Source organism: Imhoffiella purpurea (genome assembly GCF_000585215.1).
GTDB lineage: Bacteria > Pseudomonadota > Gammaproteobacteria > Chromatiales > Chromatiaceae > Imhoffiella > Imhoffiella purpurea.
This window is the reverse complement of record NZ_AONC01000035.1, coordinates 54,267-79,960: the sequence shown is the minus strand read 5'-3', so window position 1 is coordinate 79,960 and position 25,694 is coordinate 54,267. Positions and strand designations below refer to the sequence as shown.

Annotated in this window: 21 protein-coding genes; 11 read left to right on the top strand and 10 right to left on the bottom strand. The window is 66.4% G+C overall.

Going from position 1 to position 25,694, the window contains the following annotated elements; genetic code table 11:
- Nucleotides 1-295 precede the first annotated feature (295 nt).
- From D779_RS21125 to D779_RS11740, 5 genes are all read left to right on the top strand, one after another.
- A complete protein-coding gene (locus D779_RS21125) occupies nt 296-1,222 on the top strand; it encodes a helix-turn-helix domain-containing protein (protein ID WP_232424166.1) in 927 nt (308 codons plus the stop codon).
- A 291-nt stretch (nt 1,223-1,513) separates the two neighbouring features.
- Nucleotides 1,514-2,533 carry a DmsE family decaheme c-type cytochrome gene (locus D779_RS11755; protein WP_043754120.1) on the top strand — a complete coding sequence of 340 codons (1,020 nt, stop codon included), beginning with the start codon at nt 1,514-1,516 and terminating at the stop codon, nt 2,531-2,533.
- Between the two features lie 74 nt (nt 2,534-2,607).
- Nucleotides 2,608-5,421, top strand: coding sequence for an MtrB/PioB family outer membrane beta-barrel protein (locus D779_RS11750; RefSeq protein ID WP_043754199.1), 2,814 nt, complete (start codon nt 2,608-2,610; stop codon nt 5,419-5,421).
- A gap of 73 nt (nt 5,422-5,494) precedes the next feature.
- A complete protein-coding gene (locus D779_RS11745; RefSeq protein ID WP_052348075.1) occupies nt 5,495-6,178 on the top strand; it encodes a c-type cytochrome in 684 nt (227 codons plus the stop codon).
- 10 nt (nt 6,179-6,188) lie between these two features.
- Nucleotides 6,189-6,914, top strand: coding sequence for a c-type cytochrome (locus D779_RS11740; protein ID WP_043754110.1), 726 nt, complete (start codon nt 6,189-6,191; stop codon nt 6,912-6,914).
- A gap of 60 nt (nt 6,915-6,974) precedes the next feature.
- On the opposite strand, the gene D779_RS11735 is transcribed toward D779_RS11740, so the two are convergent.
- On the bottom strand, nt 6,975-8,060 hold the full coding sequence (locus D779_RS11735) for a TRAP transporter substrate-binding protein (protein ID WP_043754108.1): 1,086 nt from the start codon (nt 8,058-8,060) through the stop codon (nt 6,975-6,977).
- Between the two features lie 383 nt (nt 8,061-8,443).
- On the opposite strand from D779_RS11735, the gene D779_RS22240 reads away from it, so the two are divergent.
- The gene (locus D779_RS22240; RefSeq protein WP_043754106.1) at nt 8,444-8,677 is read left to right on the top strand and encodes a hypothetical protein; all 234 of its coding nucleotides are present in this window, start codon (nt 8,444-8,446) and stop codon (nt 8,675-8,677) included.
- A gap of 294 nt (nt 8,678-8,971) precedes the next feature.
- Here D779_RS22240 and D779_RS11725 read toward each other — a convergent pair whose 3' ends face one another.
- The 8 genes from D779_RS11725 to D779_RS11690 all read right to left on the bottom strand — a co-directional run bounded on the left by D779_RS11725 (nt 8,972) and on the right by D779_RS11690 (nt 17,359).
- Nucleotides 8,972-9,265: a type II toxin-antitoxin system RelE/ParE family toxin gene (locus D779_RS11725; RefSeq protein ID WP_094300786.1), complete on the bottom strand. Its 294-nt coding sequence runs from the start codon at nt 9,263-9,265 to the stop codon at nt 8,972-8,974.
- A 2-nt stretch (nt 9,266-9,267) separates the two neighbouring features.
- Complete coding sequence (locus D779_RS11720) at nt 9,268-10,371, bottom strand: lipocalin-like domain-containing protein (RefSeq protein WP_043754101.1); 1,104 nt, start codon at nt 10,369-10,371, stop codon at nt 9,268-9,270.
- On the bottom strand, nt 10,371-12,884 hold the full coding sequence (locus D779_RS11715) for an FtsX-like permease family protein (RefSeq protein ID WP_043754097.1): 2,514 nt from the start codon (nt 12,882-12,884) through the stop codon (nt 10,371-10,373). The genes D779_RS11720 and D779_RS11715 overlap by 1 nt, the downstream gene beginning before the upstream one ends.
- Nucleotides 12,881-13,534, bottom strand: coding sequence for an ABC transporter ATP-binding protein (locus tag D779_RS11710; protein WP_043754192.1), 654 nt, complete (start codon nt 13,532-13,534; stop codon nt 12,881-12,883). Before D779_RS11710 ends, D779_RS11715 begins: the two co-directional genes overlap by 4 nt.
- A 181-nt stretch (nt 13,535-13,715) precedes the next feature.
- The gene (locus tag D779_RS11705; RefSeq protein ID WP_043754096.1) at nt 13,716-15,008 is read right to left on the bottom strand and encodes an NAD(P)/FAD-dependent oxidoreductase; all 1,293 of its coding nucleotides are present in this window, start codon (nt 15,006-15,008) and stop codon (nt 13,716-13,718) included.
- A 21-nt stretch (nt 15,009-15,029) separates the two neighbouring features.
- Nucleotides 15,030-15,632, bottom strand: a complete 603-nt coding sequence (locus D779_RS11700; protein ID WP_052348072.1) for a c-type cytochrome — start codon at nt 15,630-15,632, stop codon at nt 15,030-15,032.
- 163 nt (nt 15,633-15,795) lie between these two features.
- The gene (locus tag D779_RS11695; protein ID WP_043754094.1) at nt 15,796-16,761 is read right to left on the bottom strand and encodes an ankyrin repeat domain-containing protein; all 966 of its coding nucleotides are present in this window, start codon (nt 16,759-16,761) and stop codon (nt 15,796-15,798) included.
- Nucleotides 16,762-16,792: 31 nt separating this feature from the next.
- On the bottom strand, nt 16,793-17,359 hold the full coding sequence (locus tag D779_RS11690; protein ID WP_043754091.1) for a NapC/NirT family cytochrome c: 567 nt from the start codon (nt 17,357-17,359) through the stop codon (nt 16,793-16,795).
- A 320-nt stretch (nt 17,360-17,679) separates the two neighbouring features.
- Between D779_RS11690 and D779_RS11685 the strand changes: the two genes are divergently transcribed.
- Nucleotides 17,680-18,201: a GNAT family N-acetyltransferase gene (locus tag D779_RS11685; RefSeq protein ID WP_157726387.1), complete on the top strand. Its 522-nt coding sequence runs from the start codon at nt 17,680-17,682 to the stop codon at nt 18,199-18,201.
- 77 nt (nt 18,202-18,278) lie between these two features.
- On the opposite strand, the gene D779_RS11680 is transcribed toward D779_RS11685, so the two are convergent.
- Nucleotides 18,279-20,345, bottom strand: coding sequence for an amylo-alpha-1,6-glucosidase (locus D779_RS11680; protein WP_052348071.1), 2,067 nt, complete (start codon nt 20,343-20,345; stop codon nt 18,279-18,281).
- A 486-nt stretch (nt 20,346-20,831) separates the two neighbouring features.
- Between D779_RS11680 and D779_RS21120 the strand changes: the two genes are divergently transcribed.
- The 4 genes from D779_RS21120 to D779_RS11665 all read left to right on the top strand — a co-directional run bounded on the left by D779_RS21120 (nt 20,832) and on the right by D779_RS11665 (nt 25,659).
- Nucleotides 20,832-21,776, top strand: a complete 945-nt coding sequence (locus D779_RS21120; RefSeq protein WP_157726386.1) for a hypothetical protein — start codon at nt 20,832-20,834, stop codon at nt 21,774-21,776.
- Nucleotides 21,776-23,104 (top strand): methyl-accepting chemotaxis protein, encoded by a 1,329-nt coding sequence (locus D779_RS21115; RefSeq protein WP_157726385.1) that lies wholly within the window; start codon nt 21,776-21,778, stop codon nt 23,102-23,104. The genes D779_RS21120 and D779_RS21115 overlap by 1 nt, the downstream gene beginning before the upstream one ends.
- Before the next feature lie 275 nt (nt 23,105-23,379).
- Complete coding sequence (locus D779_RS11670; RefSeq protein ID WP_043754088.1) at nt 23,380-23,802, top strand: IS1096 element passenger TnpR family protein; 423 nt, start codon at nt 23,380-23,382, stop codon at nt 23,800-23,802.
- 606 nt (nt 23,803-24,408) lie between these two features.
- Nucleotides 24,409-25,659: a TerD family protein gene (locus D779_RS11665; protein ID WP_043754085.1), complete on the top strand. Its 1,251-nt coding sequence runs from the start codon at nt 24,409-24,411 to the stop codon at nt 25,657-25,659.
- The last annotated feature ends 35 nt before the right edge of the window (nt 25,660-25,694 follow it).

Sequence of the window (25,694 nt, the reverse complement as noted above, 5' to 3'; positions counted from 1 at the left end):
CGACGCTCCGCGCCTCTCCCGGAGGGCGTCTCGAGGTCTCTCGAGTGCCTGATTTTCGGTGCGCCTCGCGTACACATTGGGAAGTATTTAAGTAAATGATAAACATCAATCCTGTGAATTTAATTTTGTGGGGTTTTTGATTTGAGTCATTGACGCTGTATCTCGCTCTGCACACATTGAAAATATGTGTGCAAAAAAATGGCAGAACCAACTGCCTGGAAGAGCGATGAGAGGATCAGGTTTGGATCGTGGCGTGCCAGTGCCGCAGCGGAATGGCGGCCTGGATGACGCCGGTATGCGCCGGATCGCCGCGCGCGCGACGCTGTTCGATGCCCTGACACAGGGCTTGGGCGCGTTCGGGGATCAGGGAGTGTCGGAGGAGGGCGGCGGCTGTTCGAGCGCCCAGCGCTGCGGCGTGGGACGGGTCGAGATGCTGAAGATCCGCGGCGAGTTCCTGGCCATCGACGCGGCAGGGTGCGGCAACTCGGCCCGTATCGCAGCACTGGTCCAGATCGAGGGCGCGAGCCGTATCCGTCAGGGCGAGCGTCGGATCGAACTGGGGGCAGGCGATCTCTGTCTGCTGCGCAGCGGGCGGGCGCTCTCGCTCGAGGTCTCCGGTCCCTTCCGCCTGGCGCTGGTCGAGGTCCCGGAGGACGAGGTCGTCGACCGCTTCCCGCTGTGGCGCGCGGCCATGATGACGCCGATCCGGGGGACGAGCGGCGTCCCCGCGGTCTTCTGCGACGCGGTGCGTTCGCTGCACCGCTGGAAGGACACCTTGAGCGGGGCGGGAAGCGATCATCTGGCGGATGTCATCGTCAACCTGATCGGTGCCCTGGTCTGCTTCGCGGTTCCGGTCAACAAGGACTGCCTGCAGCAGTCGCTGCTGCAGAAGGATCGGATCAAGAAGGTCGTGCTGAGCAATCTGCGCAATCCCGATCTGGACGTCGATCTGATCGCCGGGTCGGTCGGGCTCTCGGCCCGTCAGGTCCACCGGGTCTTCGCCGACGAGGGCACCTCGCTGATGCGCTGGGTCTGGGTGCAGCGGCTCGAGCAATGCAATCGGGAGCTGCGCCAGGGCGACTCCGGGCGCCGCTCCATCAGCGATATCGCCTATACCTGGGGCTTCAACGATCAGGCCCATTTCAGCCGCGCCTTCCGCAAGCATTTCGGTCTTTCGCCACGCGACGTGCGGCGCCGCGCGGCCTCCGAACTCGTCGACTGATCCAGTCCTCCCGTTCGTTCGATTCCCGAACCGGCGCCGTCGCGGCGTTCGGTCGATGGGGTCTGCCGGTTTCATGAGACTGTCACGCAGAGTCAAAACCCTTGTCGTTCTGCGTCAATACCCATGCCCTTCAGTTTGTCAGACTAGCCCCGTGCCCCTAGGCCCCTGCATTCGGAGGGCCGTTCACTGACGATCGGTCCCCTGCGGGGGCGGGTCTCCAGTGGAGATAACGACAGACGACGGGTGCCTCTCCGGCGCTCGATAAGAACGATAAGAGAATCGAGGAGTGCAATGAGCATCTATTCCTTGCTTGTCTCCGCGCGAGCGGGCGGGCGGCTGGCGGCTGCGTCTCTCCTGGCGCTGCTGGCCGTTTCCTGTACGCCCGGCCACCCGGGAACCGTGCCCGACGAATCCACCCACGCACATGGCGCGACGGAGGTGGATCTGATGAATCAGGATTCGACCTACATCGGCGAGCAGGCCTGTGCCGAGTGTCACGAGCATGCGAGGGAGCATGCCAGCATGGGCAAGCACCTGAAGGTGTTTCGCTCCAATCCGAGCACGCCGGCCCAGACCGAGATGTGCGAGGCCTGTCACGGGCCCGGCTCCAAGCATGCCGAGGACAGTCTGAACCGCTCGCTCATCATCGGCTACACCCGCGACTGGGGCACGCCGATCGCGGTCCAGAACGCCCAGTGTCAGACCTGTCACACCGGCGGTGGACAGATGCACTGGACCAGCTCGGCCCATGACCGGGCCGGGGTCGCCTGCAGCGACTGTCACAATCCCATGATGAAGAACTCGGTGAACGGCGCCCTGGTCCGTTCCAGCGTCTCCGAGACCTGCTACACCTGCCACCAGCAGCAGCGCGCCGAGTTCCACAAGCGCTCGCACATGCCTCTTCCCGAGGGCAAGATGACCTGCGTCGACTGCCACAATCCCCACGGCTCGACGACCCGTCCCCTGCTCAAGGGCGATAGCGTCAACGACCTCTGCTACGACTGCCACGCCGAGAAGCGCGGTCCCTTCATCTGGGAGCACGCCCCGGTCCGCGAGAACTGCTCCAACTGTCATCTCCCGCACGGCTCGAACAACGACAAGCTGTTGGCCGCGCCGCGTCCCTGGCTGTGCCAGCAATGCCACGACGCCTCGATCGGGCATCCCGGCCAGCTCTTCAACAACAGTCAGACGGCGGCGTCCGCGCTGATCGGCGGAACCCAGAGCGCACGCATCATCGGACGCTCCTGCCAGAACTGCCATACCCAGGTCCACGGCAGCAACCATCCCTCCGGGGCGAGGTTCCAGCGATGAGCAGACCCATCACCGAAGGCATGTGCGGCGCCCCGCTCCGGGGCGAATGCGGACGGAAGACGAGGAGGGGCGAGATGAAACCCTGGCGGAAGACCCTGGTCCTGTGCGTCACGGCAGCGGCCGCTCAGATGATCGCCGCCCAGGTGCGGGCGGATTCGGCGGCCGGCGTCGGCGAGAATCTGGGCAATGCGCTCAACCCCGGGGGGTTGCGAACCATCCCCGAGCGCGATCCGGACAGTCTGGATGCCTGGCCGGACGAGCGGACCCCGACCGGCAAACTGCTGGGCTGGCCGGACAAGCTGCCCGAGACCAGCCGCACTCAAGACGGGTGGGAGTATCACGGCCAGGTGGAGATCGGCGGCATGGCGACCGGCGGCAATACGGACAGCGCCTGGTTCCGTCGTTACAAGGATCTGCCGACCTCGGGGCTCTATCTGAACAACTTCTCCGTGCAGGCGGAGCAGCTGGAGAAGGGCAAGGGCTACTTCCTGGAGGCGCTGGGCGGCGGCATCGGCTATCGGGACCAGTACGAAGGGGTCAGCTTCGGGCGCTACAACGACTGGAAGGTGGATCTCTTCTACAACGAGACCCCGCACGTCTTCACCAACCGCTATCGCAGTCTCTGGAGCGGGGTGGGCAGCAGCCATCTCCGGCTGAACGGCCTGCCGCCCGGGGGCGTCGGGATCCGGAACGCGGACGGCACCATGAACGCGACGGCCAGCCAGACCGCGACCGTCGCGGGGATGCGCAGCGCCATCGAGGCGGTCGAGGACTCCGAGCTGAGCCTGGTGCGCGAGACCGGCGGGGTGAGCATCGACAAATATCTGTCCAGCAAGTGGCGCCTCATCGCGAGCTACAGCCGCGAGCATCGGGACGGCTCGCGTCCCTTCGGGGCCGTGTTCGGCGGCGGTGGCGGCGGCGGAAGCCTGGAGATCCCCGAATCGATCGACTACGACACCCACGACATCCTGGCCATGCTGCGCTACGACGACGGGACGAACAGCTTCAATCTGCAGACCAACGTCTCGCTGTTCCGCAACAACATCGACACCCTCACCTTCGAGAATCCGATCTACGCCAGTACCAACACCATCTCGGCCACTGCGCCCAACGTGCTGGATCCGACCATCTTCACCAGCGGGCGCTACGACCTCTATCCGGACAACGATTTCTACAACGTCAAGGCCGAATACGCCCGTTCGATGCCGGAGTGGTACCACAGCCGTCTCACCGCGACGGTCTCGCTGAGCCGGATGAAGCAGAACGACGACCTCATCCCACCCACCGCCCATGCTCTCAGCGGTCTCGAGATCAACGGGGTGTCGGCCGAGAACAACTGGAACACCACCTCCGCGCTCAGCCGGCGGCGCGCCGGCGCCGAGATCGATACCCGGCTGTTCGACGTCGCCTTCTCGATGCGCCCGACCGACAAGCTGGGCCTCGACACCAAGATCCGCTATTACGAGACCGACAACAAGACCGACTACGTGGCCTGCAATCCGCTCACCGGCCAGCTGGGGCGGCTGCTGAACGACGGCAGCGGTGGTGCCTTCGCCTTTCCCAACACGGCGGCGGGGAACAACCCGGCCGGAACCCTCGGCAGCGCCTACGACGCGATGGGCTGCAATCTGAACGCGGTCAGGGCGCTGGGCCTGGTTCCCAGCTCGGGCGCGTCCAACATCCGCAACGTCCCGTACGAGTACAGCAAGACCAACATCGAGCTCGGCGGCGAATACCGGCTGGCCCGCGGCCAGACCATCAGCGGGCGCATCGAGCGCGAGCAGTACGAGCGCGAGCATCGCGAGCGCGATTCGACCTGGGAGGACATGCTCCGGATCGGCTATCTGAACCGGGCCTATCAATGGGGCACTCTTCGGGCCTCGGCCGAGTTCGGGCGCCGACGCGGCGACAGCTACAACCCCGATCCCTACGAGTCGTTCTACAGCGTCTCCCTGGGGCCGGAGCCGACCGCCGACGGGACCAACCTCTTCAGCTGGATCCATGCCATGCGGTCCTTCCGCAAGTTCGATCTCTCCGACCGCGATCGGCTGGCGCTCGATCTGCGTCTGGACCTGATCGCCCGGCACGACCTGGACATTGGTTTCAGCGGCCAGTATCGCCAGAACCGTTTCCCCAACTCGGACTTCGGGCGCAAAGACGACCAGAGGGTCGGAACGGCCTCGCTCGACGTCAACTGGCAGCCGTCCGCCAAGCTGGGGCTCTACGGGTACTACAGCTATCAGCGCTCCACCATGACCCAGTCGAGTATCCAGCCGAACGGCTGCGTCATCGGCAACTACTACTACTTCTACAGCGACGGCGCCGTGGCCTCCGGCTCGGATCCCGTCGCCCCGGCCCGCAGCGGCGCGAGCCTGGTCGACACGGTCCTGGTGACCTCCGGGAACTGGCACAACCAGTGCGGCGACCACGCGCAGACCAGTCCGCTGTGGACGGAAAGCCGCAAATGGACCCTCGACTACGAGGACACCAACCACGCCCTGGGGATCGGCGGGCGCTACGACCTCGGGTTCGCGCGGCTCGAGCTGGACTACAGCTACGTGACCGGCACCTCCACCCTGGACTACAGCTACAACGCCAATGGGCTCGGTCTGAGCTCCGCAGTCACCGAGCTGGCCGGCAGCGGCATGCCCGACTCCGACTACGACCAGCACATCCTGAGCCTGGATCTGGTCTTCCCCATCTCCAAGTCGGTCGCCCTGCGGGCCATCTACCGCTACGAACAGGGCAGCATCGACGACTGGCACTATGCCGGGGTCTCGGACAATCCAGTGCCCACGGATTCGGGAAGCCAGGCGGTCTACCTGGACTCCGGAACCCAGGACTATCACGACAACAGCGTGGGCCTGCTGGTGCAGGTGAACTTCTGAACCTCATGCGGTGCGGATCCGGGACAGGTTCTCTGCCCGGATCCGGCCGCCTCGCTTCGCGGGGAGATCCATCGTGCGCAATCTCGTCGAGACTCATGGCGGGCCGTTCGGTTCTGCCAGCGGTCGAGCGCTGCTCGGCCATGCCATCCAGGGGGCGTTGCTGGCCCCGATCCTGATCCTGGGTGCGGCCTCGGCCAGCGCCCAGTCCACCGATGCCGGCGCCATCGTCAAGGAGAGCTGTGCCACCTGTCATACCCAGAGCGGCAACAGCGCCGCGCCGCCCTTTCCCAAGCTGTCCGGACTGGCCCCGGACTATCTCGCCAAGCAGATGCGCGACGTCGCCAGCGGCAAGCGCAGCAGTGACATCATGGGACCCATCCTCGACGAGCTGTCGCGCGGCGAGATCAATGCCCTGGCCGAGTATTTCGCGCGTCAGCCGCGGACCCCGGGCATCGTCACCCGTCCGGACCTGGTGGACGAGGGCGAGCGCGTCTACCGCGAGGGCAACAAGGAGGCCGGCGTGCCGGCCTGCGCCGGCTGCCATACCCCGGACGGCGGCGGCGCGCCCAGGTTCCCCATGATCGCCGCCCAGAACGCCGACTACGTGGTCCAGCAGCTGAAGCAGTTCCGCAGCGGCGAGCGCTCCAACGACTTCGGCAAGCTCATGCGTACCGTGGTGTCGCGTCTGACCGATGCCGAGATCCTGGCGGTGGCGCAATACGTCGCCTCCATGCCCGTCCCACCCTCAGCGCGCTGAAGGTCGCACCATGAACAGATATCTGATCCTGATATTCCTGCTGATCGTCTCCGCCGTCCATGCCGACGAGGAGAGGGCGAGCCACGCGGCCGACGTGCCCGAGCAGCCCTACGCGCCCGGCATCGAGTCGCCCGGCTACATCTGGAACGACCTCAAGGGCGAGGAGCTGCTCGCCCTGCGGGCCAAGGGCGACGTGGCCCGGGGCAAGGATGCCTTCATCGTCTGTGAGGGATGCCACGGCGGCCGGGCGCTGGGCGACGAGGCGGGCTTCTATCCGCGGCTCGTCGGGCAGCATGCCTCGGTCATCATCAAGCAGCTGACCGACGTGCGCGAGGGGCGGAGGGACAACCCCAAGATGTATCCCTTCGCCAGCGAGCATGTCATCACCACCCAGGAGGTAGCGGACATCGCCGCCTATCTGAATTCCCTGCCGGTTCCCGAGGCGCACGGCGAGGGGCCGGGCGAGGGGCTCGCGGCAGGCGAGGAACTCTATCGCCGCGACTGCCGGGTCTGTCACAAGACGGACGGGATGGGCGATGCCGAGAAGTTCTATCCGCGTCTGAACGGACAGCACTATCGGTACATGCTGCGCCAGGCGCTGGACATCCGCGACGGGGTGCGGCGCAACGCCAATCCGGACATGGTGAAGGCGATCGAGCCCTATTCGGACGCGCAGGTCGAGCAGGTGATCGACTATCTCTCGCGGATGCCGGTAAAGACGGGAGGTCCCGATTAGCCGGTCCGGTGACTGGCCGCCGGGTCTCCGCGTTGCGGGGACCCGGCGCACCGGGGACGGCTATCGCATGCGCCGTACGGCCTGTCTGAAGTTGGACATGGACGACTCGGCCACGCCCCACCAGACGTCGGAGGATCTCTGGAAGGCGACCATGGAATCGTAGAGCTTCTTGAAGGTCGGGTTCTTCTCGGACTCCTCGGCATAGACCTGCTGCGCGGTCTCGTAGGCCTTGAGCAGAACGTCGTCCGGGAAGCGGCGCAGCTCGGCGCCGTTCGCCATGAGGCGCTGCAGCGCGGGCGGATTCTTGGCGTCGTAGGCCGCCAGCATGTCGAGATGGGCCTCCTTGGCGGCGACCTCGAACGCCGACTTGTAGGCCGGGGGCAGCGAGGCCCACTGCTCCTGGTTGACGTAGAAGACCAGGTGGGTGCCCGGCTCCCACCAGCCCGGGTAGTAGTAGTACTTGGCGACCTTGTAGAAGCCGAGCTTCTCGTCGTCGTAGGGGACGGTCCACTCGGCCGCGTCGATGGCGCCGCGCTCCAGGGCCGGGTAGATCTCGCCGCCGGGCAGGGACTGAGGCACCGCGCCCAGGCGCGAGAAGATCTCGGCGCCGAAGCCGGGGATGCGGATCTTCAGGCCCTTCATGTCGTCGAGCGACTTGATCTCCTTGCGGAACCAGCCGCCCATCTGGGCGCCCGTGCTGCCGCCCGGGAAATGGAGGATGCCGTACTCGGCGAACATCTCGCGCAGCAGCTCCATGCCGCCCCCGTGATAGACCCAGGCCGTCATCTGGCGGCTATTGAGCCCGAACGGCCAGGTGGTCTCCATGGCCAGGGCCTTGTTCTTGCCGAAATAGTAATAGGAGGCGGTGTGTCCGCACTCCACGGTGTTCTGCTGCACGGCGTCGAGCACGCCGAAGGGGGGCACGATCTCGCCACCGGCGAAGACGCGGATCTCGAAGCGGCCGTCGGTCAGCTCGGCCACGCGCTTGGACAGCGTTTCGCCGCCGCCATAGATGGTGTCCAGGCTCTTGGGAAAGCTCGAGGCCATGCGCCACTTGATGTCGGGCGCGTCCGCCCTGGCCGGAAGCGAAAGACCGGCGGCGGCCGCGCCGAGGCCCGCGGTCTTGAGGAAATGGCGTCTCTGCATGTCGTCTGTCCTCCGGGATGCGCTCGTTGTGGGAATGGGATCGTCCGCGCGCCGCGCCTGGGCCAGTGCCGCAGCCGTCCGGCGACATCGGCCCTTCATTGTAGCCGGGTTCGATGCGCGCTCCATTGAAATACGCCGTTGTTCGGATCGTCCGCATCGGTCTGGCTTATGGGCTCCGTCAGCTCCGTGGCGGCTATAATGGTGACAGGGCCGCTCGGCTATTTCGGTTGACTGAGTCGAGTGGTGATGGCGTTACTTTTTCCGGTCCGCGATGGCAGTGGTTGGGAAGACCCTTGGTCCGCAAGGGTTTCGGGCTTCCTCGCCCGAGCCGCAAGACACGGCCGATCCGACGGGCCGGCTTGATCGATCGAAGGAGGTCAATCATGACTGTCTCGCTTGCTGACGTGCTGATCCATATCGACGAGACCCTGTCCGCCGAGGATCGCAGCGACGTCGAAGGGCTCCTGCGTGATGTCGAGGGTGTCGTCAGTGTCCATAATCCCGAAGACCGTCCTCATCTGACGCTCGTCGGCTATCGTCCCGACGTGACGGATGCCGGAACCCTGCTCCAGGGTATTCGGGCCAAGGGCGTGCATGCCCAGATGGTCGGGCTCTGATTCGGACCACCCTGCTGGATCGCGATCGCCGACCCAGCAGGGTGACCGAACCCTCCCCTGTCGACCATTCGGCCTTGAGGATGTCGAGTGCGGCGTCGCAGTCGTAGGTTTCGATCAATCCCTTGACGCTGTCGAATCCTGCACCGAGCAACCCCCTGAACAAGTAGGCATGGCTGTTGAAAAGGGTCAGCAGCGTCATCGAATTCGCGCATGGTCTGCTTGTCGATGGCACCTACCTCTTGGAGGGCCTCCATGGTCTCGTGAATCGAAGCCATCGCGTTGCTACGATACTGTCTAGCCATCCTGTTCAACCTCCGAGAATTGCCCATTCTGGATCAGTGCAGAGAGCTGCTCGTCCGTCAACTCAAGGATGTGCCGCGCCGCGTTCTTGAATGCTGTTTCTTCCTCGTCGCTGATATTGGCCTGCTGGCTCTTGGCGAATCCGTAGACGAAGAAGGCGCGATGCGCCTGACGGTACAAGATCAGCGTCCGGTAGCCTCCTGATCGGCCTTGCCCAGGGCGCGCCAAACGCTGCTTGATGACTCCGCCGCCGAGATCAGCATCGATCAGACCCTGCTCCGCACGCACCACTAACCGACCTGGATTCTTTCTCCGTAACCGGTCATCTCCAGATAGCCGCGCCCGATCTCGCGCCCGTTCTCCAGAAGGCGCATGGCGCCTTCCCAATAGATGGTGCCCGTGGAGCGGCGGCTTTCGAGCTCCTGGTCGTCCATCAGTGGGCGCAAGGTGAATCGGCGGGTCCCGAGGCTCAGTCGCCATTCGACCGGATACTCGATTCCGGTGCGCGGCGATTTCCAGCTCCGAAGGGGCTCGAATTCGACCGCCTCCAGCGAGAGATGCTCCGCGCTGCCGTCGGGCGAACGGAGCGTGGCGCTGGCCCAGAGCTTCCCGCCGTCGGTTCTGCGCATCCGGAAGGCCATGATGGCGCCGCCGTCGTCCAAGTTCAGGCCGACCCAGTCCCAGCCGTCCGCGCCCTCGGGGATGTAGGCGCTCGACCATTCGTGGTCCATCCAGGCCCGTCCGGCGACGCTCTGGCGATGGCCGTCGAGGGTCAGGCGGCCCTCGACGGTCAGCTGGGGCCGGCTGTAGTAGTAGCTGGCGTTGTCCCGACCGGGCGCCTTGAGGCTGAAGCCTTCTTGGCCGTTGAGCAGGGGCGGTCCGTCCGGGAGGAAGGCGAGGTCGTAGCCGAAGTCCTCGGCGTCCACGCGCGCGCGATAGCCGTCGCCGATCTGCTCGAACGACCAGTCGCCGAGCCAGACCCCGGCACGTCCAGTGGAGAATCCGGCGCGTCCGAATCCGCTGCGGGCGGCACGCTGGTCGTGACGCAGGCGGCCCAGCTCGGGATCGGCGATGGCCGCGTGGGCCAGGATCAGCTGGCGCGGGGCGAAGGCGCTGGGGTTGTCCTCGCCGATGCCGGTGCGCACGCGGAAGAAGGTGACCTGGAATCCGAGCGGGCGGCCGTCCGGCAGGTCGAGCCAGCCGGTCACGTACCACCATTCGGTGCGGAATTCCGGGTGCGCGCCCTCGTCGTCGGGGAAGACGAGCGTGCGGCCGGGAAGCACGGGCGCGAAGACGACTTCCCGAGCGGTCGATTCGGCGGCCGGTTCGTCCGCCGCCAGGAGTCGGGTCAGCGGCAGGCCGGCGAGTGCGAGCAGACAGGTGCGTCGGTGCATCACCAGTCCTCCCGAACCGCGAGCAGGGCGTCCTCGCGCATCGCCTGGCGTCCCGCGAGGATCGCGGCCAGTCCGGCCAGGGCGACGAGCAGGCCCGCGAACCAGAGGAGCGAGGCCCAGGGGAGGTGCAGATCCATGCTCCAGTGGAAGCTCTGCCGGTTCACGACCTCGATCAGGATCAGCGAGATGGCGCCGCCGGCCGCGAGTCCGCCCAGCACCCCGACGCCGGCCGCCAGGGTTCCTTCGAGGGCGAGCATGGCGCCGATCTGTCGACGCGTGAGTCCCAGGTGGCGCAGCATGCCGAACTCGCGGCGCCGGGCGGCGGTGAGCGCGGCGAAGCTGGCGGCCACCCCGGCCAGACCGATGACCACCGCGGCGGCCTCCAGGACATAGGTCACGACGAAGGTGCGGTCGAAGATCGTGAGGCTGCGTTCGCGGATCTCGCCCGGGAAGGCGACCTCCAGCGCGCCCGAGTCGCTCGTCGACTTGAGTGCCTCGCCCACCCGGATGCCGTCCGCGCCCGGGGCGAGCCAGATGGCGGCGGTCTGAACGGACGCATCGCCCGTCAGTCGCCGATAGTCGGCGAGATCCATCATGATCGCCCCTCCCTGCCGGGCGTAGTCGCGCCAGACGCCGGCGACCTGGACGGCCACCTCGTCCCCGGCGAGCGGGATCAGGACGCGCTCGCCCGGGCGCCAGCCGTAGAGGTCGCGCATGGCCTCGGAGATCCAGATCTGTGTCTCGCCCTTGGCTGCCGGCCGCGCGGATCCGACCAGGGGCAGCCCATCGCCATCCGGCGAGACCGGCCGCGCGAGCAGCTCGACCGGGGCACGGCCCGGCTCGAGTCGGAGGCTCTCGAAGGCCGTGAACTGCACTCGAGCAACACCGGGGATCTTCCCCAGCCGCGCCTGCAGCGCCTCGTCCAGACTGCCGGCGCTTTGGGCGCGTCCGGCACGCAGATAGAGGTCGGCGGGCAGGATCTGCCCCAGCCAGACGTCGACCGAATCGCGGAAGGAGCCGACCATGATCGCCATGGCGGCCACCAGGGCCACGCTCGCCAGCACGCCCGTGGCCGCGATCACGGACTGACCGGGTGCCGCCGCCAGCCGGGCGGCGGCAAGCCGCGCCGGGACCGGGCCTCGAAGCGGCAGGGTTCGGGCGAGCATGGAGGCGAGGGTCGGCAGCAGCATGACGGCCCCGGCGAGCAGGCAGGCGATGGCCAGATAGCCGCCGAGGGGCAGCCCTTGGATCGGCGGGATGAAACAGGCCGGGAGGCTCGCGGTCAGCATCGCCAGGCTGAGCATCGGGACGCCGCGTCCGCCGGACAGGGCCGAATCGTCGCCGGACTTGAGCGCCCGTGCGGGCGCGACGGCGGCGGCCTCGCGTGCCGGGAGCCAGGCCCCGGCCACCCCGGCGCCGATGCCGAGCAGCACATAGGCCGCGCTCGCCCAGGGGCTGAATCTCAGGGTCGGTGACAGCCCGGAGAAGAATCCGGCGCCCAGATCGCCCCCGAGCAGCGTCAGCAGACCCAGGGCGATGCCGTGGCCGAGCGCGACGCCCGCCAGTCCGCCCAGGAGCCCGACGAGCGCGCCCTCCGCCAGGAGCCAGAGGAACAGCTGGCGCCGGGCGAGTCCGATGGCGCGCAGGAAGGCCAGCTCGGTGTGGCGGCGCACCACGGAGAGCGCCTGGGCGGAGAAGACCAGGAAGCCGCCGGTGACGAGGGCGATCGCCGCCAGCATGGTGAGATTGACGCGATAGGCCCGGGAGAGGTTGGCCGCCTGGTCGACGGCGGCCTCGGGGACCTCCAGCATCAGGCCCGCCGGGAGCAGGGGTTCGAGCGCGGCGCGGGCGGTTTGTGCGTCCTGGCCGCCGGCCAGACGCAGGTCGATGCGGGTCAGTCGGCCGATTCGGGAGAAGTGCTTCTGCACGGCGGCGATGTCCATGACGGCCAGCCGAGGGTCGTCGGGGGCGCCGGGCAGATCGCCGGCCACCCGCAGGGTCAGGGTTCTGTCCTCCGCATGGACCTGGATCCGGTCGCCTGGGTCGACCTGGAGCGCTTCCCGGGCCGCCATGCTAAGAAAGAGGCTGTCTTCCGCGAGCGCGGCGAGGCGGGTGTCGCGGTCGGATCCGTCCTGGATCTCGGCGGGTCGCGGGAGCAGGGCGGGCGTGACCGGGCCCGCGGCGAAGAGATCGATACCGAGGATGCGCAGTCCGTCCGCGCTGCCGATGCGCTCGGTGCGCATCTCCAGCACCGGGCTCGCCTGTGCCACCTCGGAGCGCGCGGCCAGGGTGGCGTAGAGCCCCTCGTCGAAGCCGCCGCGCGGTCCCACGACCTGGAGGTCGGCCGCGCCGGCCATGGTGCGCATGCCCCGGCCGAATTCGGACAGGGCCGCCTGGTTCACCGCCTGGACCGCCATGCCGAGCGCGACCCCCAGCAGGATGGCGACGAAGGAAAAGAGCGTCGCCGTCCGGCGCCGGGCGAGCGAGCCCAGGAAGACGGGGGCCAGTGTCATGCGCTCAGTCCCTCGGGGGTAAGGTGCAGGACGCGGTCGGCGCTCCGGGCCGCCTCGGGCGAGTGGGTGACCAGGATGCCCATGGCCCCCGAGGCGCGGATGCGCTCGGCGAGCAGCGTCAGCACCTTGGCCGCGTTGCTCGGATCCAGGTTGCCGGTGGGTTCGTCCGCCAGGATCAGGCGAGGCGCGTGGACCAGGGCGCGGGCGATCGCCACGCGCTGCATCTCGCCGCCCGAGAGCTCGCGCGGCCAGCTGTCGGCGCGATCGGCCAGTCCCACCGCGTCCAGCAGGCGGTCGGCCTCGCGGTCCGCCTGGGGACCCTTGCGTCCCTTGAGCCACAAGGGCAGGACCACGTTCTGGCGCAGTGTCAGATGGGGCAGGATGTGGAATGCCTGGAAGACGAAACCGAGCTTGTCGCGGCGCAGCCGGGTCAGGGAGTCCTCGTCCAGGTCGCCGTAGTCGGCCCCGTCGAGGGCGAGCCGGCCGCCGTCCGGCCGGTCCAGCCCGGCGATCAGATTCAGCAGTGTGGACTTGCCGACCCCGGACTCGCCGGTGATGGCGACATACTCGCCCGGTTCGAGGCGCATGGAGACGGACCGCAGGACGGGGCGGCCGTCGAATCGGCGTTGAAGGTCGGAGATCTCGAGCATCTGGTGATGAGGCATCCCTGTGGTTTGAAGCCGTCGTGCCACGACCTCTTGACAGGATTGTGCCAGATTCGTTCTATGCGTCTCCCTCGATCGCTCGAGCCGAAGGGGAAGTGGCGAATACGGACGGCCCCAGGCCGGGCTTCCTGGGAGGGCGATCCCGGCTCGGGGCGACTGGTGTTGACTACCCGAATGTATCCTTGACGATGTTGTTGTACCAGCTGTGGGCGTATTGCGCCTCGCGGGCCAGCGCCCAGTCGGGGGCGTCGATCGGGGTGAGGCCGCCGGCGTCGGGGACGCCCGCGATCTCGGAGCCGTCCTCGCTCAGGCGGTAGACGGCCGCGATCGAGATGCCGTAGCCGGGGGCGATCAGGGAGTAGCAGGTGTTGATGTAGGAGGGCGTGCCCGGTTCCTCGCCCTTGAGCATGGCGACGATGGCGGCCGCCGCGACCTTGCCCTGGCTGTTGGCCGAATATCCGGACTTGGGCATCTTGGTGGCGATGCAGGCGTCGCCGATGACGTGGATGCCCTTGTGGATCGAGGACTCGAAGGTTTTCTTGTCGACCGGGCACCAGCCGCTCTCGTCCGCAAGCCCGGCGATCTGGGCGATCCTGCCTGCGCGCTGGGGCGGGATGACGTTGAGGACGTCGGCCTTGATCTCGTCGCCGAAGCTGGTCTCGGCGACCATTCCGCCCGTGTCCACCTTGACCACGGCGGCGTCCGGACCCGGGTGCCACTCGATCAGCGCATCGTCGGTGCCGAAGCCGTAGAGGCGTTCCCAGCCCTGGGTGAAGAGTGCCTGCTTGGAGAACTTCTGCTTGCTGTCGAGGATGACGACCTTCGATTTGGGCTTGTGGGTCTTGAGATAGTGCGCGATCTGGCTGGTCCGCTCGTAGGGACCGGGGGGACAGCGGAAGGGGTTGGGCGGCGCGGCGATGACGACCGTGCCGCCGTCCTTCATCGACTCGAGCTGCTTGCGCAGGATCGCCGTCTGCTCGCCGGCCTTCCAGGCGTGGGGTGCCTTGAGCGATGCCTCCTCGCTGTAGCCCTCGATCTTGTCGTAGAGGAGCTCGACGCCGGGCGCGACGACGCAGCGGTCGTAGCCGAATTCCTTGCCTCCGGCCGTCTTGACCAGTTTCTTCTCGGGGTCGATGCCGGTGGCGCTGTCCTGGACCACCTCGATGCCCATCCCCTTGAGCCCGTCGTAGCCGTGGCGGATGGACTCGAGCTTGCGCTCGCCGCTGAGCACCTCGTTGCTCATATAGCAGGTGTGGTAGTGGGCGTTCGGCTCGATGAGGGTGACCTGGATGCCGGGGTCGGCCTTCTTGAGATAGCGGGCCGTGGTGGCACCGCCCGTGCCGCCGCCGACGATCACGATGCGGTGGCTGGCGCCGAGCGCCAGGTGCGGGAATCCGATCGCGCCGGCCATGGCGGCGAGGCCGGAGATCTTGATGAAGTCGCGTCTGTCGAGTGCCATGTCTGAACTCCTCCCGGATTCCTATTGTTGGCTGGCGTAGAAGCTGAAGACGGCGTCGAGGCTCTCTTCGCCCTCGCGTTCGAGCATTTCCTCAAGCTTGCGGCGCATCTTCTTCTCCATTTCCCGGCGGTCCTCGCGGAAGTCGGACATGGCGAACTGCAGATAGGGCGTCCACTGACCGGCGAGGATGCTGTAGTCCTCCTCGTCGACCAGCGGCTTGCCGCCCTCCGCGTGACACTTCTCGCAATACTTGTCGTGGAGCCGGGCGCCCTCGTCGACGAGGGCGACCTCATAGCCCTGGTCGGCCGGCACGTAGGTCTGTTGCTTGAAGTACTGGCCCATCTTCTCGAACTCCTGGCTCGAATAGCCCTTGGCGATGCGCCCCATGACGGTGGAATAGGTCTCGCCGCTCTTGAAGGCCTCCATGGCGTCGACGAAGACCATGGGATCCATGGCCGCGATCGAGGGGGCCGCCGGACCCATGCTGTTGCCGCTGTCGCCATGGCAGCCGGCACAGGCGCCGGCCAGCATCTCGCCGGTGGCTCCGTCGGCGCCGGCCGCGGATGAGAGACCGAGGGCGATGGCCCCGATCGCGTGGGTCAGAGGTTTCTTTCTCGTCTTCATCTTTGACTCCTCTCCTCTTTTGGTTTTGTGATCCTGCTTGTCGTTATGCCGGGGCGGTGTGGAATGGCCGCGTCCCGCCCCGGGCTGTCCCGACGGGTGGGACGCATGGGACGCGGCTAGTCTGCGGGTGTCGAGGCAGCGTCGGGACGCTGCCCCCGGAGGTTCATGAGGCGGGCTGGGTGGCCAAGTCGTCGAGCGCCTCTGGGTTGTCCCGCTCGCGGGCGATCTCGGCGGCGGTCCGTCCCCGTGCGTTTTTCAGATCGGGTCGCGCGCCCTTCTCGAGCAGCAGGCCGATGAGGGCGTTGTGACGGGTCGCCACGGCCTCCATGAGCGCCGTCGTGCCCTCCTTGTCCTGGGCGTTGGGATCGGCCCCGAGGGAGAGCAGCCGTTCGGCCACATCGGTGTGGCCTCGGCCGGCCGCCAGGATGAGCGCCGTCGCCCCCAGGTCGTCGCGCGCCTCGGGGTTCGCGCCCAGCTCGAGCAGGGTGCGGACGGAGTCCAGCTGGCCGTGCTCGGCGGCGACCAGCAAGGCGGTATCGCCTTGCTTGTCGCGCGATTCCAGCTCGGCGCCGGCGGCGACCAGCAGCGGCATGACATCGGTTTCGCCCTTCGCGGCCGCCTGGGTCAGGGCGGTCTGGCCGTCGCGGTCCGAGGCCTTGGGGTCCGCTCCCTTGCCGATGAGCTGTCCGACCACCTCGGTGAAGCCGTAACGCGAGGCGATCATGAGCGCGTCCCAGCCGGAGCGGGTGCGGTCGTGCACATGGGCGCCGCGATCGAGCAGCAATGCGCTGATCTCGGAATGTCCCGACTCGGCGGCGAAGGTCAGGGGGGTGCATCCGGCGACGGTGCGCGCGTTGACGTCGGCTCCCCGGTCGAGAAGCAGGGTCACGGTCGGCAGCTCCTCCGCCTCGACCGCCATCATGAGCGCGGTCTTGTCGAACGGGTTGTGGGCGTCGACGGAAGCGCCTTGGTCGAGCAGGGTCGCGACGGTCTCGATATCGCCGATCATGGCGGCCAGTCTCAGCTCGCGGTCGAGGTCGGTTTCCTCGGCCGAGAGGGGTTGGCTACCCATAAGCAGGCCGCCGAGGAGGAGCGCGATACGGATGGGGCGTTTGGGGGACTGGTGCATGGTCTCTGCTTACCCTCGCTCGCTGGCCGGGTCAGTGGGCGCCCGGCGTCTCCGGGTCGGTTTCTTCGGGCGGGTCCGGCTCGTAATGGACGATGCCGCGGTGGCAGTCGATGCAGGTCTGTCCCTTGTCCTGGGCGGCTGCGTGCCGGCTGCGGGCGGAGCGTCCCTGCTCGGAGAGGTCCATGTTGGCGAAGTCGTGACAGCTGCGGCACTCGCGGGAGTCGCTGGCGCGCATCCGGTCCCAGACCATGTTGGCGAGATGCCAGCGCCGGGCCTCGAACTTCTCGGGCGTGTCGATGGTGCCCACGACCTCGTGATAGACATCCTTGGCGGCGATGATCTTGGTCGCCAGCTTGGGACCGAGCGGCTTGGGGACGTGGCAGTCGGCACAGGTCGCCTGAACGCCGGAGGCGTTCTTGTAGTGGAGCGACTTCTTGTACTCCTCGAAGTTGGTCGACATGGTGTGGCACGAGGTGCAGAACTCGAGCGTGTTGGTCGACTTGATGGCGAAGTCGATGCCCCACACGAAGAGTATGCCGGCGGCAAACAGATACCCCGCTGTTATCATGGAAATGCGGCGCGAAGACGTCTTCGACATCTTCCTGTCCTCCTTTGGTGGTGCGCTTCGGTGCACCGAATGGCGGTCTGGCGGCGATTGGGAATCGTCCAGCCGACACGCTTCGTTATTGATAATTGTCAATAATGGTAAGCGAATCCAGCCTCGATTGCCAAGGCTGTGCGGCCCAAGCCGGCCGATGACCGATATCGTCCGATCTGGTGGCTCGCTCGAATCCCTTGCCGCGTGAATAATGGTTCGGCAGTGAAAATGGCGGACGGCGCAAGTCCGGTGTGTCGACAAAGTTAGGCCAGTGAGCTCCATTCTGCGCGCGCTTTGTTGGCGGCATGATCGAGGAGGCTATGGTGCTTGGTATCAGGACGACGGAGATCGCGGATGCGGATGCCGTTGCGCGCTGCGTCACTGCGGTCGCGAGGGAAAGACGGTTTCTGGTGACCACGGAGGGGTTTTCGGCCGAGGAGACCCGAGCGTACATTCGTGGGCAGAAGGCGTCCGGTGGCGTTCATTGGGTTGCCCTCGATGGAGACGATCTGGTCGGCTGGTGCAATATCGCCCGCGAAACCTTCCAGGTATCGAGGCATATGGGGCGCCTGGGAATCGGACTCATGCCGCGGTACCGAGGCCGGGGCTGGGGAAGGACGCTGATGGCGAGCGCCCTGGAGGATGCCTTCCGGCATGGGTTCGAGCGGGTGGAGCTCGAGGTCTTCGCCTCCAACGGCGCGGCGATCGCCCTCTATCGCGCCATGGGCTTCCGTGAAGAAGGGCGTATGCGCAGGGCATGCAAGATCGACGGCCGATACGATGACGTGCTCGTCTTCGGTCTCCTGGTGGAGGAATGGACCGCGACGCCGGTCCGCCCTTGACTCAGCCGGGGCAGGCCCCGTCGCTGTTGGCCGGACCAGCGTGGCGACACCCTCGCCGAACGACACCTTGCAGCCGGTCACGTCGCGGGTACCTGACCCGGGTCCGCTGTCTGCGTCCGACGCAGACGCCACCATGCCTCCAGCGTGCAGGCCACGGACCAGGCCTGGAGCGGTGTGCCGCGCGGGGTATGGGGCGGATCGCCGTCGAAGATCTCGCCGATGCTGCCGAGCCCCGCGTCGCGCAGATGATCTGCCATGGGTTCCAGGCGCGAAAGTGCCAGCTCCGCATCATCGGTCACCCGGTATTCGGCCAGGGCGTAATGGCCGAGCAGCCAGCCCCAGACCGTGCCCTGGTGATAGGCGCCGTCGCGCTCCCAGCGATCGCCGAGATAGCGTCCCCGGTAGTCCGGGTGCGAGGGTGCCAGCGAGCGCAGTCCGTGGGAGGTGAGCAGCTCGCGTCCGCAGACCGAGACCACGCGGGCCTGCTGTTCGGGCGACAGGGGCGACGCCGGCAGGCTGACGGCGAAGATCTGGTTGGGGCGCAGGCTGGCGTCGTCGCCCTCGGGGCCGTCCAGCACGTCGATGAGCCCGTCGCCGTCGGATCTCAGGTAGCGCTGGAAACCGGCTGCCGCGTCTTCGGCCAGCCGGGCATAGGGTGCCGGATCGAGCCCGAGCCGCAGGGCGAAGTCGCGCATGGCGACCAGGCCGTTGTACCAGAGCGCGTTGATCTCCACCGGCTTGCCGATCCTGGGCGTCACCACCCAGCCGTCGACCATGGCGTCCATCCAGGTGAGCTGTACGCCCGGCTCGCCGGCCCGGATCAGACCGTCCTCCGGGTCCATGCCGATGCCGTAACGGGTGCCGTCGCGGTAGGCCCGGACGATGGCGTCGAGGGTCGGGAAGACCCGCTCAAGGGCGCCGATGTCTCCGGTCGTCTCCAGATAGGCGCGCCAGGCCTCCAGATACCAGAGCGCGGCGTCCACCGTGTTGTACTCCGGGACCTCGCCAGTGCCGGGGAAGACGTTGGGCAGCATGCCGCCGTCGACGAAGCGGGCGAAGGTCTCCAGGATCCGCCGTGCGCTCTCCGGCCGTCCGGTCGCCAGGGTCAGGCCGGGCAGGGCGATCATGGTGTCGCGGCCCCAGTCGCCGAACCAGGGATAGCCGGCGATGACCGATTCGCCGTCCGGTACGTCCTCCAGCGGACGGGCGAAGATGAAGTCGTCGGCGGCGAGCAGGAGTCGGCGGATCCAGTCCGGCGCCATCTCGAACGCAGGATCGGCCGAGCGGGCGCGGGCGATCAGTTCCGCATCCCGGGCGTACTGACGTCGCAGCGACTCCTCGAGATCGAGTGTCGGCGCCGGCTCTGGTCCGACGGCCGCCGTGATGCCGGTCCATGTCCCGGTTTCGAGCCTCAGCTCGGCCTGGGCGACCCGCAGATGGTCGTCGCGATCCTCGAGCCCGCGTTCGCGCTCGATCGGCAGGTCGAAGGCCTCGACCCAGGCCGGATCGATGCGGACTGTGCCGCCGATGGTCCTGATGCCGAGTTCGAACCAATGGTGATGCAGGACGCGCAGTTGCCCATCCTCCAGGCGAAGCTCGGGCTGGGTATGGCCGCCCTGGGTGACGCCGTGATGATCGCGGGCGTCCACCAACAGATCGACGCGGAGCCGCAGATTCCGGTCCGGATGTCCGGCGACTGGACGCCAGGCGATCCAGATCCGATCGGCGTTCCGCTCCAGCCAGATCCGCTGCTCGATCCGGATGTCGCCGATCGCGTAGATCCAGGTCGGAATGCGTCCCACGAGGCGGAAGGATTCGATCCGAACCAGCCCGGCAGGCTGCACCGCCCCGCCGGACCAGCGGTTGGTGAAGAGCGGCCATTCGCGTTCGCCCTCGACCAGTCTGGCGTCGGCCTTGGCGAGGACCAGGACGCGCCCGAGCGGCGGCGCGACGGGCGCGACCAGGATCCCGTGATAGCGGCGTGTCAGCGAGCCGGCCAGGGTCCCGGCGGCATAGGCGCCCCGGCCGTTGGTCAGCCACCATTCGCGGCGCTCGGCCTGGTCGAGCTGGCCGCAGATCTCGCGGCCGAAGCCGACAGCTTTCGGCAGTTCATCGGACCTGGCATTGGATGGGAGAGCGCTCATGCGATGGCCTCGAGGGGGTTCGGTGAGTGGAGGTTCGGATCGCAAGTATGGCCCGCTGCGCCTCGCCGCGCCCTTGCGTGATCCGAGGATAGAAGGCGCGGTCCGTCCATCCGGGCCGCTCGAGGGTGTGGGCGGTCCCCTGTGCGCTCCTGGCCGGTCTCGTGCCGTCCCGCAATCCTCGTCTCGCCGGCGACGTTATGTGTTGGATTTTGCGCTTGGGGGTCTATCATCGGTCCAGTAGAGCAGGATCATGAGCAGGGATTGGTCGCGGAAGCCGTGCGACGCCGCTCGGCTTATGCCAGTGACCTGGGTCACGCCGGTTCATGGATCACGCAAGAAGTGACGACCCCGAGTCCCCCCTGGCCTCTCGGTCGACGGCTTCACAGCTGAAGCTGACTGGAGTCTATCGAGGAACTCAATCCTCTCTCTGCCAGGAGGCGGGGATCCTCGGCACCCAACTGCAACCCATGATCGGTCGAGGGTGATATGTTCCGCTTTCCAGCTCGCATGACGCTCGGCTCTCGCTTGCTGCTGGTCCTGTTGGCGACGGGAATCATTCCGCTCTCCTTGCTTGCGCTCATCACCCTGTCGATTGCCAGCGATGCCCTGTCGAAGCAGGCGTTCAACAAATTGACCGCCGTCGCGGAGATCAAGCATGCAACCATCGAACGTTATCTCGATGGCCTGACCGACCTGACGCTGAGCTTCGCCGATAGTCTGGAGGTCGTCGAGGCATTGGAGGGCTTCGGTAGCGCCGCCGAGCGATACCTGCAGGAATCCTCGTTGGACGCGCCCCGAATCCAAGGCATGCGGGATCGGCTGAAAAAGGACTACTCGGAGTCGTTCGCATCCGCCTACGCCCAACGCCATGACGGACGACGACCGGAGCTCGATGGTGCTCTGGCCGAGCTCGATGCGCTCGCGATCGCCCTGCAGTCGGCATACATCCTCGACAACCCCTACCCGACCGGCGAGAAGGACAAGCTCGATCGGGCGGACGGTGCCGCCGCCTATCATCGACTGCACGAACGCTTTCATCCCGTGTTTCGACGCTACCTCGAACGATTCGGGTTCTATGACATCTTTCTCGTCGAGGAACGGACGGGGCGCGTGCTCTACTCGGTCTTCAAGGAGGTCGATTTCGCGACCTCTCTGCGCGATGGCCCCTATGCCGACACGGGTTTGGGGCAGGCATTCCGTCAGGCCGACAAGGCCGCCCCGGGGCAGGCCGCCATCATCGATTTCGCGAGCTATTTCCCTTCCTACGAAGCACCCGCCGGGTTCGTCTCGGCCCCCGTTCTGAATGCCCAGGGCCAGAGGCTGGGGGCGGTCGTCTTCCAGTTTCCGATCGGGGAACTGAACGCGATCATGACCGAGCGCCAGGGTTTGGGGCGAGCGGCGAAACCTATCTGGTGGGCGGCGATCATCTGATGCGTTCGGATTCCTTCCTCGATCCGATCCATCATTCGGTGCTCGCCTCCTTCCGGAACCCCCAGACCGGGCAGGTGAGAACGGTGGCGGCCGACGAGGCATTGGCCGGGGAGTCCGGAGCGCAGATCGTCATCGACTACACTGGCAACCCGGTGTTGTCCGTCTATCGTCCGCTGTCGGTCGGCGACACCACCTGGGCGCTGCTGGCGGAGATCGACGAAGCCGAGGCCTTCGCTCCGATCCGGCAAGTACGGCGTCTGACCCTGGGCGTCCTGTTCCTCGCGGTCGTCGCCATCGTCCTTCTGGCGCTGCTGGAGAAACGCGCGATCACCAGACCGCTCGGCGGGGAGCCCGCCGATATGCGCCGCATCGCCGAGGCGATCGCCGATGGCGATCTGACGCTCGAACTGCCCCGAACCGCCGGGGAGTCCGGCGTCTATGCGGCCTTGCGTCGCATGAGCCATACGCTGCGGCGGATGGTCGCTCAGGTCGCCGAGATATCCGATGGTTTGGCGACGACGGCCGAGGAGACCTCCAACATCAGCGATCAGACGAGCCGCAGCATCGGCGAGCAGGAGCGCGATACCTCGGTCGTCGCCACCGCCATCACCCAGATGTCGGCCTCGGTGCAGGAGGTGGCCAGACACGCGGAGGAGACCTCCCAGGCCTCCCGCTCGGCCGTTTCCGAGACCGAGCGCGGGCGCCAGATCGTCTCCGAGACCATCGCCGACATCCAGGGACTGGCCGAGAGGATGGAGTCGATCACGGCCGTGATCGGATCCGTCGCCGACAGCAGCGCCCGGATCGAGACGGTGGTCGAGGTGATCCGCAACGTCGCCGAGCAGACCAACCTGCTCGCCCTGAATGCGGCGATCGAGGCCGCGCGAGCCGGGGAGCAGGGCCGAGGCTTCGCCGTCGTGGCCGATGAGGTCAGGTCCCTGGCGCAGAAGACCCAGGAATCGACCCGGCATATCGAGGAGATGATCGGTGCGCTGCAGCGTCACTCGACTCAGGCCGCCTCCGAGTCGCAATCCGGACGGGACGCGACGCACTCGGCCGCGGTGGCCGCGAGCCGGGCCGGAGATGCGCTTGAGAGGATTCTCCAGGGCATCCACCGAATCTCCGACATGAACCTGCAGATTGCCAGCGCGGCCGAGGAGCAGTTCCAGGTCGCCGAAGAGATCAACACCAATGTCACCCATATCGGCATCGTCGCCGAGCGAACCTCGGGAGGGGCGCGCGAAACGGCGGAGGCCAGTCATCAGCTCGCGGTCATGGCCGAGCGGCTGCGGGCGGTGATGGCGGAATTCAGATTGCCTTCCGCATAGGAGGGTGTCTTCTGGCCGGCTTAATAAGCTGATTCGTAAGCGATTGCGGCTTGAGTGCAAACGGCGTCCAACAAGCATCTCCGACTTCAGTCTCAACGGTTTGGATTGTCTTCGCCGTCGTATATGTGAACACCCTTGGAGTCCGAGCCTATCGTCGCCGAGGCGGCTTGAAGTATCTTGGCCCCTGGTTTCCATACAACCGGTCTGGAGGCAGGTCGCGCATTGCCGACCTTCCTTTCGGCCGTGGTCGCGAACGTAGCCAAGTAGTGTGTCATATGATCTGGACGCTGAACATCAAGCTCGTATCCGGCTGCTATGCCGAACAGGAGTGGTCGGCGAGCGTCGCGCTCGACGCCTCCACGACACTGGATGCCCTGCATCGACTGATCCTGCGGACCGTCGGTTTCGACAACGACCATCTCTACAGCTTCTTCATCGCCCGTACCCCCTGGAGCCACGAGCGCGTCCTCTTCGACGAGGAGTGGGGCGAGGCCGCGCCTTGGGAGACGCGGGTTGAGGAGCTGTTTCCACTGCCCAAGCACCGCAAGCTCTTCTATCTGTTCGACTATGGCGACAATTGGATCTTTCAGGTCAGCCGCAGCCGCAAGAAGCCCTTCGAGGCCGAGCCGGGCGCAGAGTATCCGCGTCTCATTGAGGAGACGGGCGAGAGACCGGAACAGTATCCGGATTTCGAGTGAAGGCTCCGGCCTATGCGTCGCTCGACAGGTCTGGCTCGGCTCACCGTTGCGTGATCTGGATGTCTACCGAGGTATGCGCGCAAGGTGTTGGGTGATCCACTGTCTCGGGGGGCGCCGCGCCGATCGAGCAGGCAATAAAAAAGCCCGCTGGAGCGCGGGCTTTTGGGCTTTCTGAGATGTCGTCGGAAATCGAATTGGGCGGCGTCTACCGAATATTGCTCGTAAGCATCTGTCTGTAATCAGAAATATTTTATGTAATTCGTCGTGTTGCCCCTAAAGTTGCCCCCAGATGGGCCTTGATACCCTGATAGTCTAGCAGTGTCTTCTAACGTCCAGACGCGAGAATCCAGCCGCCCGAAACAAACCCACCACTCCCGCCAAACCCGCCACGTCTCGTCTGCTGCGACTTTCGCGACTCTGCGACTCGCAACGGGAAGGTGAGACCTCAGAGACGAGGAATCCGCCATACGTGTGGGTCACGGAACGGTTTAGGCGATTCGGGTATGCCCACCTCTCACGCCATTGCCCGCCACCTCAGCCTGTGTAAGGCTACGGCCAGAGGCGGCGGCGACGGGCGGCCGTACCCGAGTGACGAGGAAGGCCGAGATGACGGACGTGTTGGTGCGGGGCGCGAATGTTCAGATCGATCGCGAGCGCATTCTCGTGGGCGTGGGCTGGGACAGGGGCGCGCCGTACGAGATCGATGTCAGCGCCTTCCTGGTCGGGGCAAACGAGCGCGTTCGGTGCGATCAGGACTTCGTGTTCTACAACCAGCCCTCGGCGCAAGCCGGCTGCCTCACGCTCAACACCGAGCCCGGTGACCGAGAGAACCGGGCCGAGTTCGCGGCCGACCTGACGCGCGTTCCCGAGGATGTCGCGAAGATCGTGTTCGCCATCACGCTCGACGCCGGCCAAGGCGATCATCCGAGTTTCGGGATGGTGGGGAGAATCGGCATCCGGATGTCCGATCCCGCCGGCGGGTGCTTCGCACGCTACGACTTTCGCGAGGCGAGCGACGAGCTGGCCTTGATCCTGGGCGAGCTATACCGCTACCACGGGGGCTGGAAATTCCGGGCCGTTGGCCAGGGGTATAGCGGGGGACTGGAAGCGCTCGCCGTCGAGCTCGGGGTGGAGATCGGCGCGGCGGACGGGGGAGCGGGCGCGGCCCAGGAGGAGAGCGCGACGCTGACGCGCAAGCAGCAGGCGATCCTGGAGCGGGCGGCCAAGCTGCAGCAGGCGCTGAAGGCACTGATGCCGCAGGTGCAGAAGGCGGTGGACGGACAGTACAACGAGAGCAACACCAGGATGGTCATCGACAAGATCCTGATGGACGCCTTTGAATACGCTATGGACGAGGTCCAGGCCGAGCAGGTCGTGCAGGGGCGGAAGGCCGACTATGTGCTCTCGATCGACACCAGGGACGTCATGGTCGGCGAAGCCAAGAAGGCCGGGCTGTCGTTGCGCGACAAGCACATTTTCCAGGCCACATCCTACGGGGCCTATTCCGGCATTCGCTGGGCCTTCCTGACCAACCTGACGACCTGGCAGGTCTACCACATCTCGGCCCACGACAAGGTCGAAGCCAATCTGGTGTTCTCCGTGGACCTGCGTCCCGACATCAGCCTGGACGATTGCGCCAAACTGGTGCTGATCTCCCGGTTCGGGATGACGCGCGGAGGGCTGATCGAGCGACAGTGGAACGAGGTCAAGGCGCTCACCCGTGAAAACGTCATCCGGTCGATCCTGACCGAGGACGTGATCGGCCAGTTGCGGAAGGTGATCAATCGCGATTCGGGGTGTGGGTTCGACAATGATCAGATCCAGCAGGTCGTCGAGGATCTGCTGGCGGGGCTGTGAGTGGCGGCTGGGCTGTCTGCTTGTGGATGCTTAAA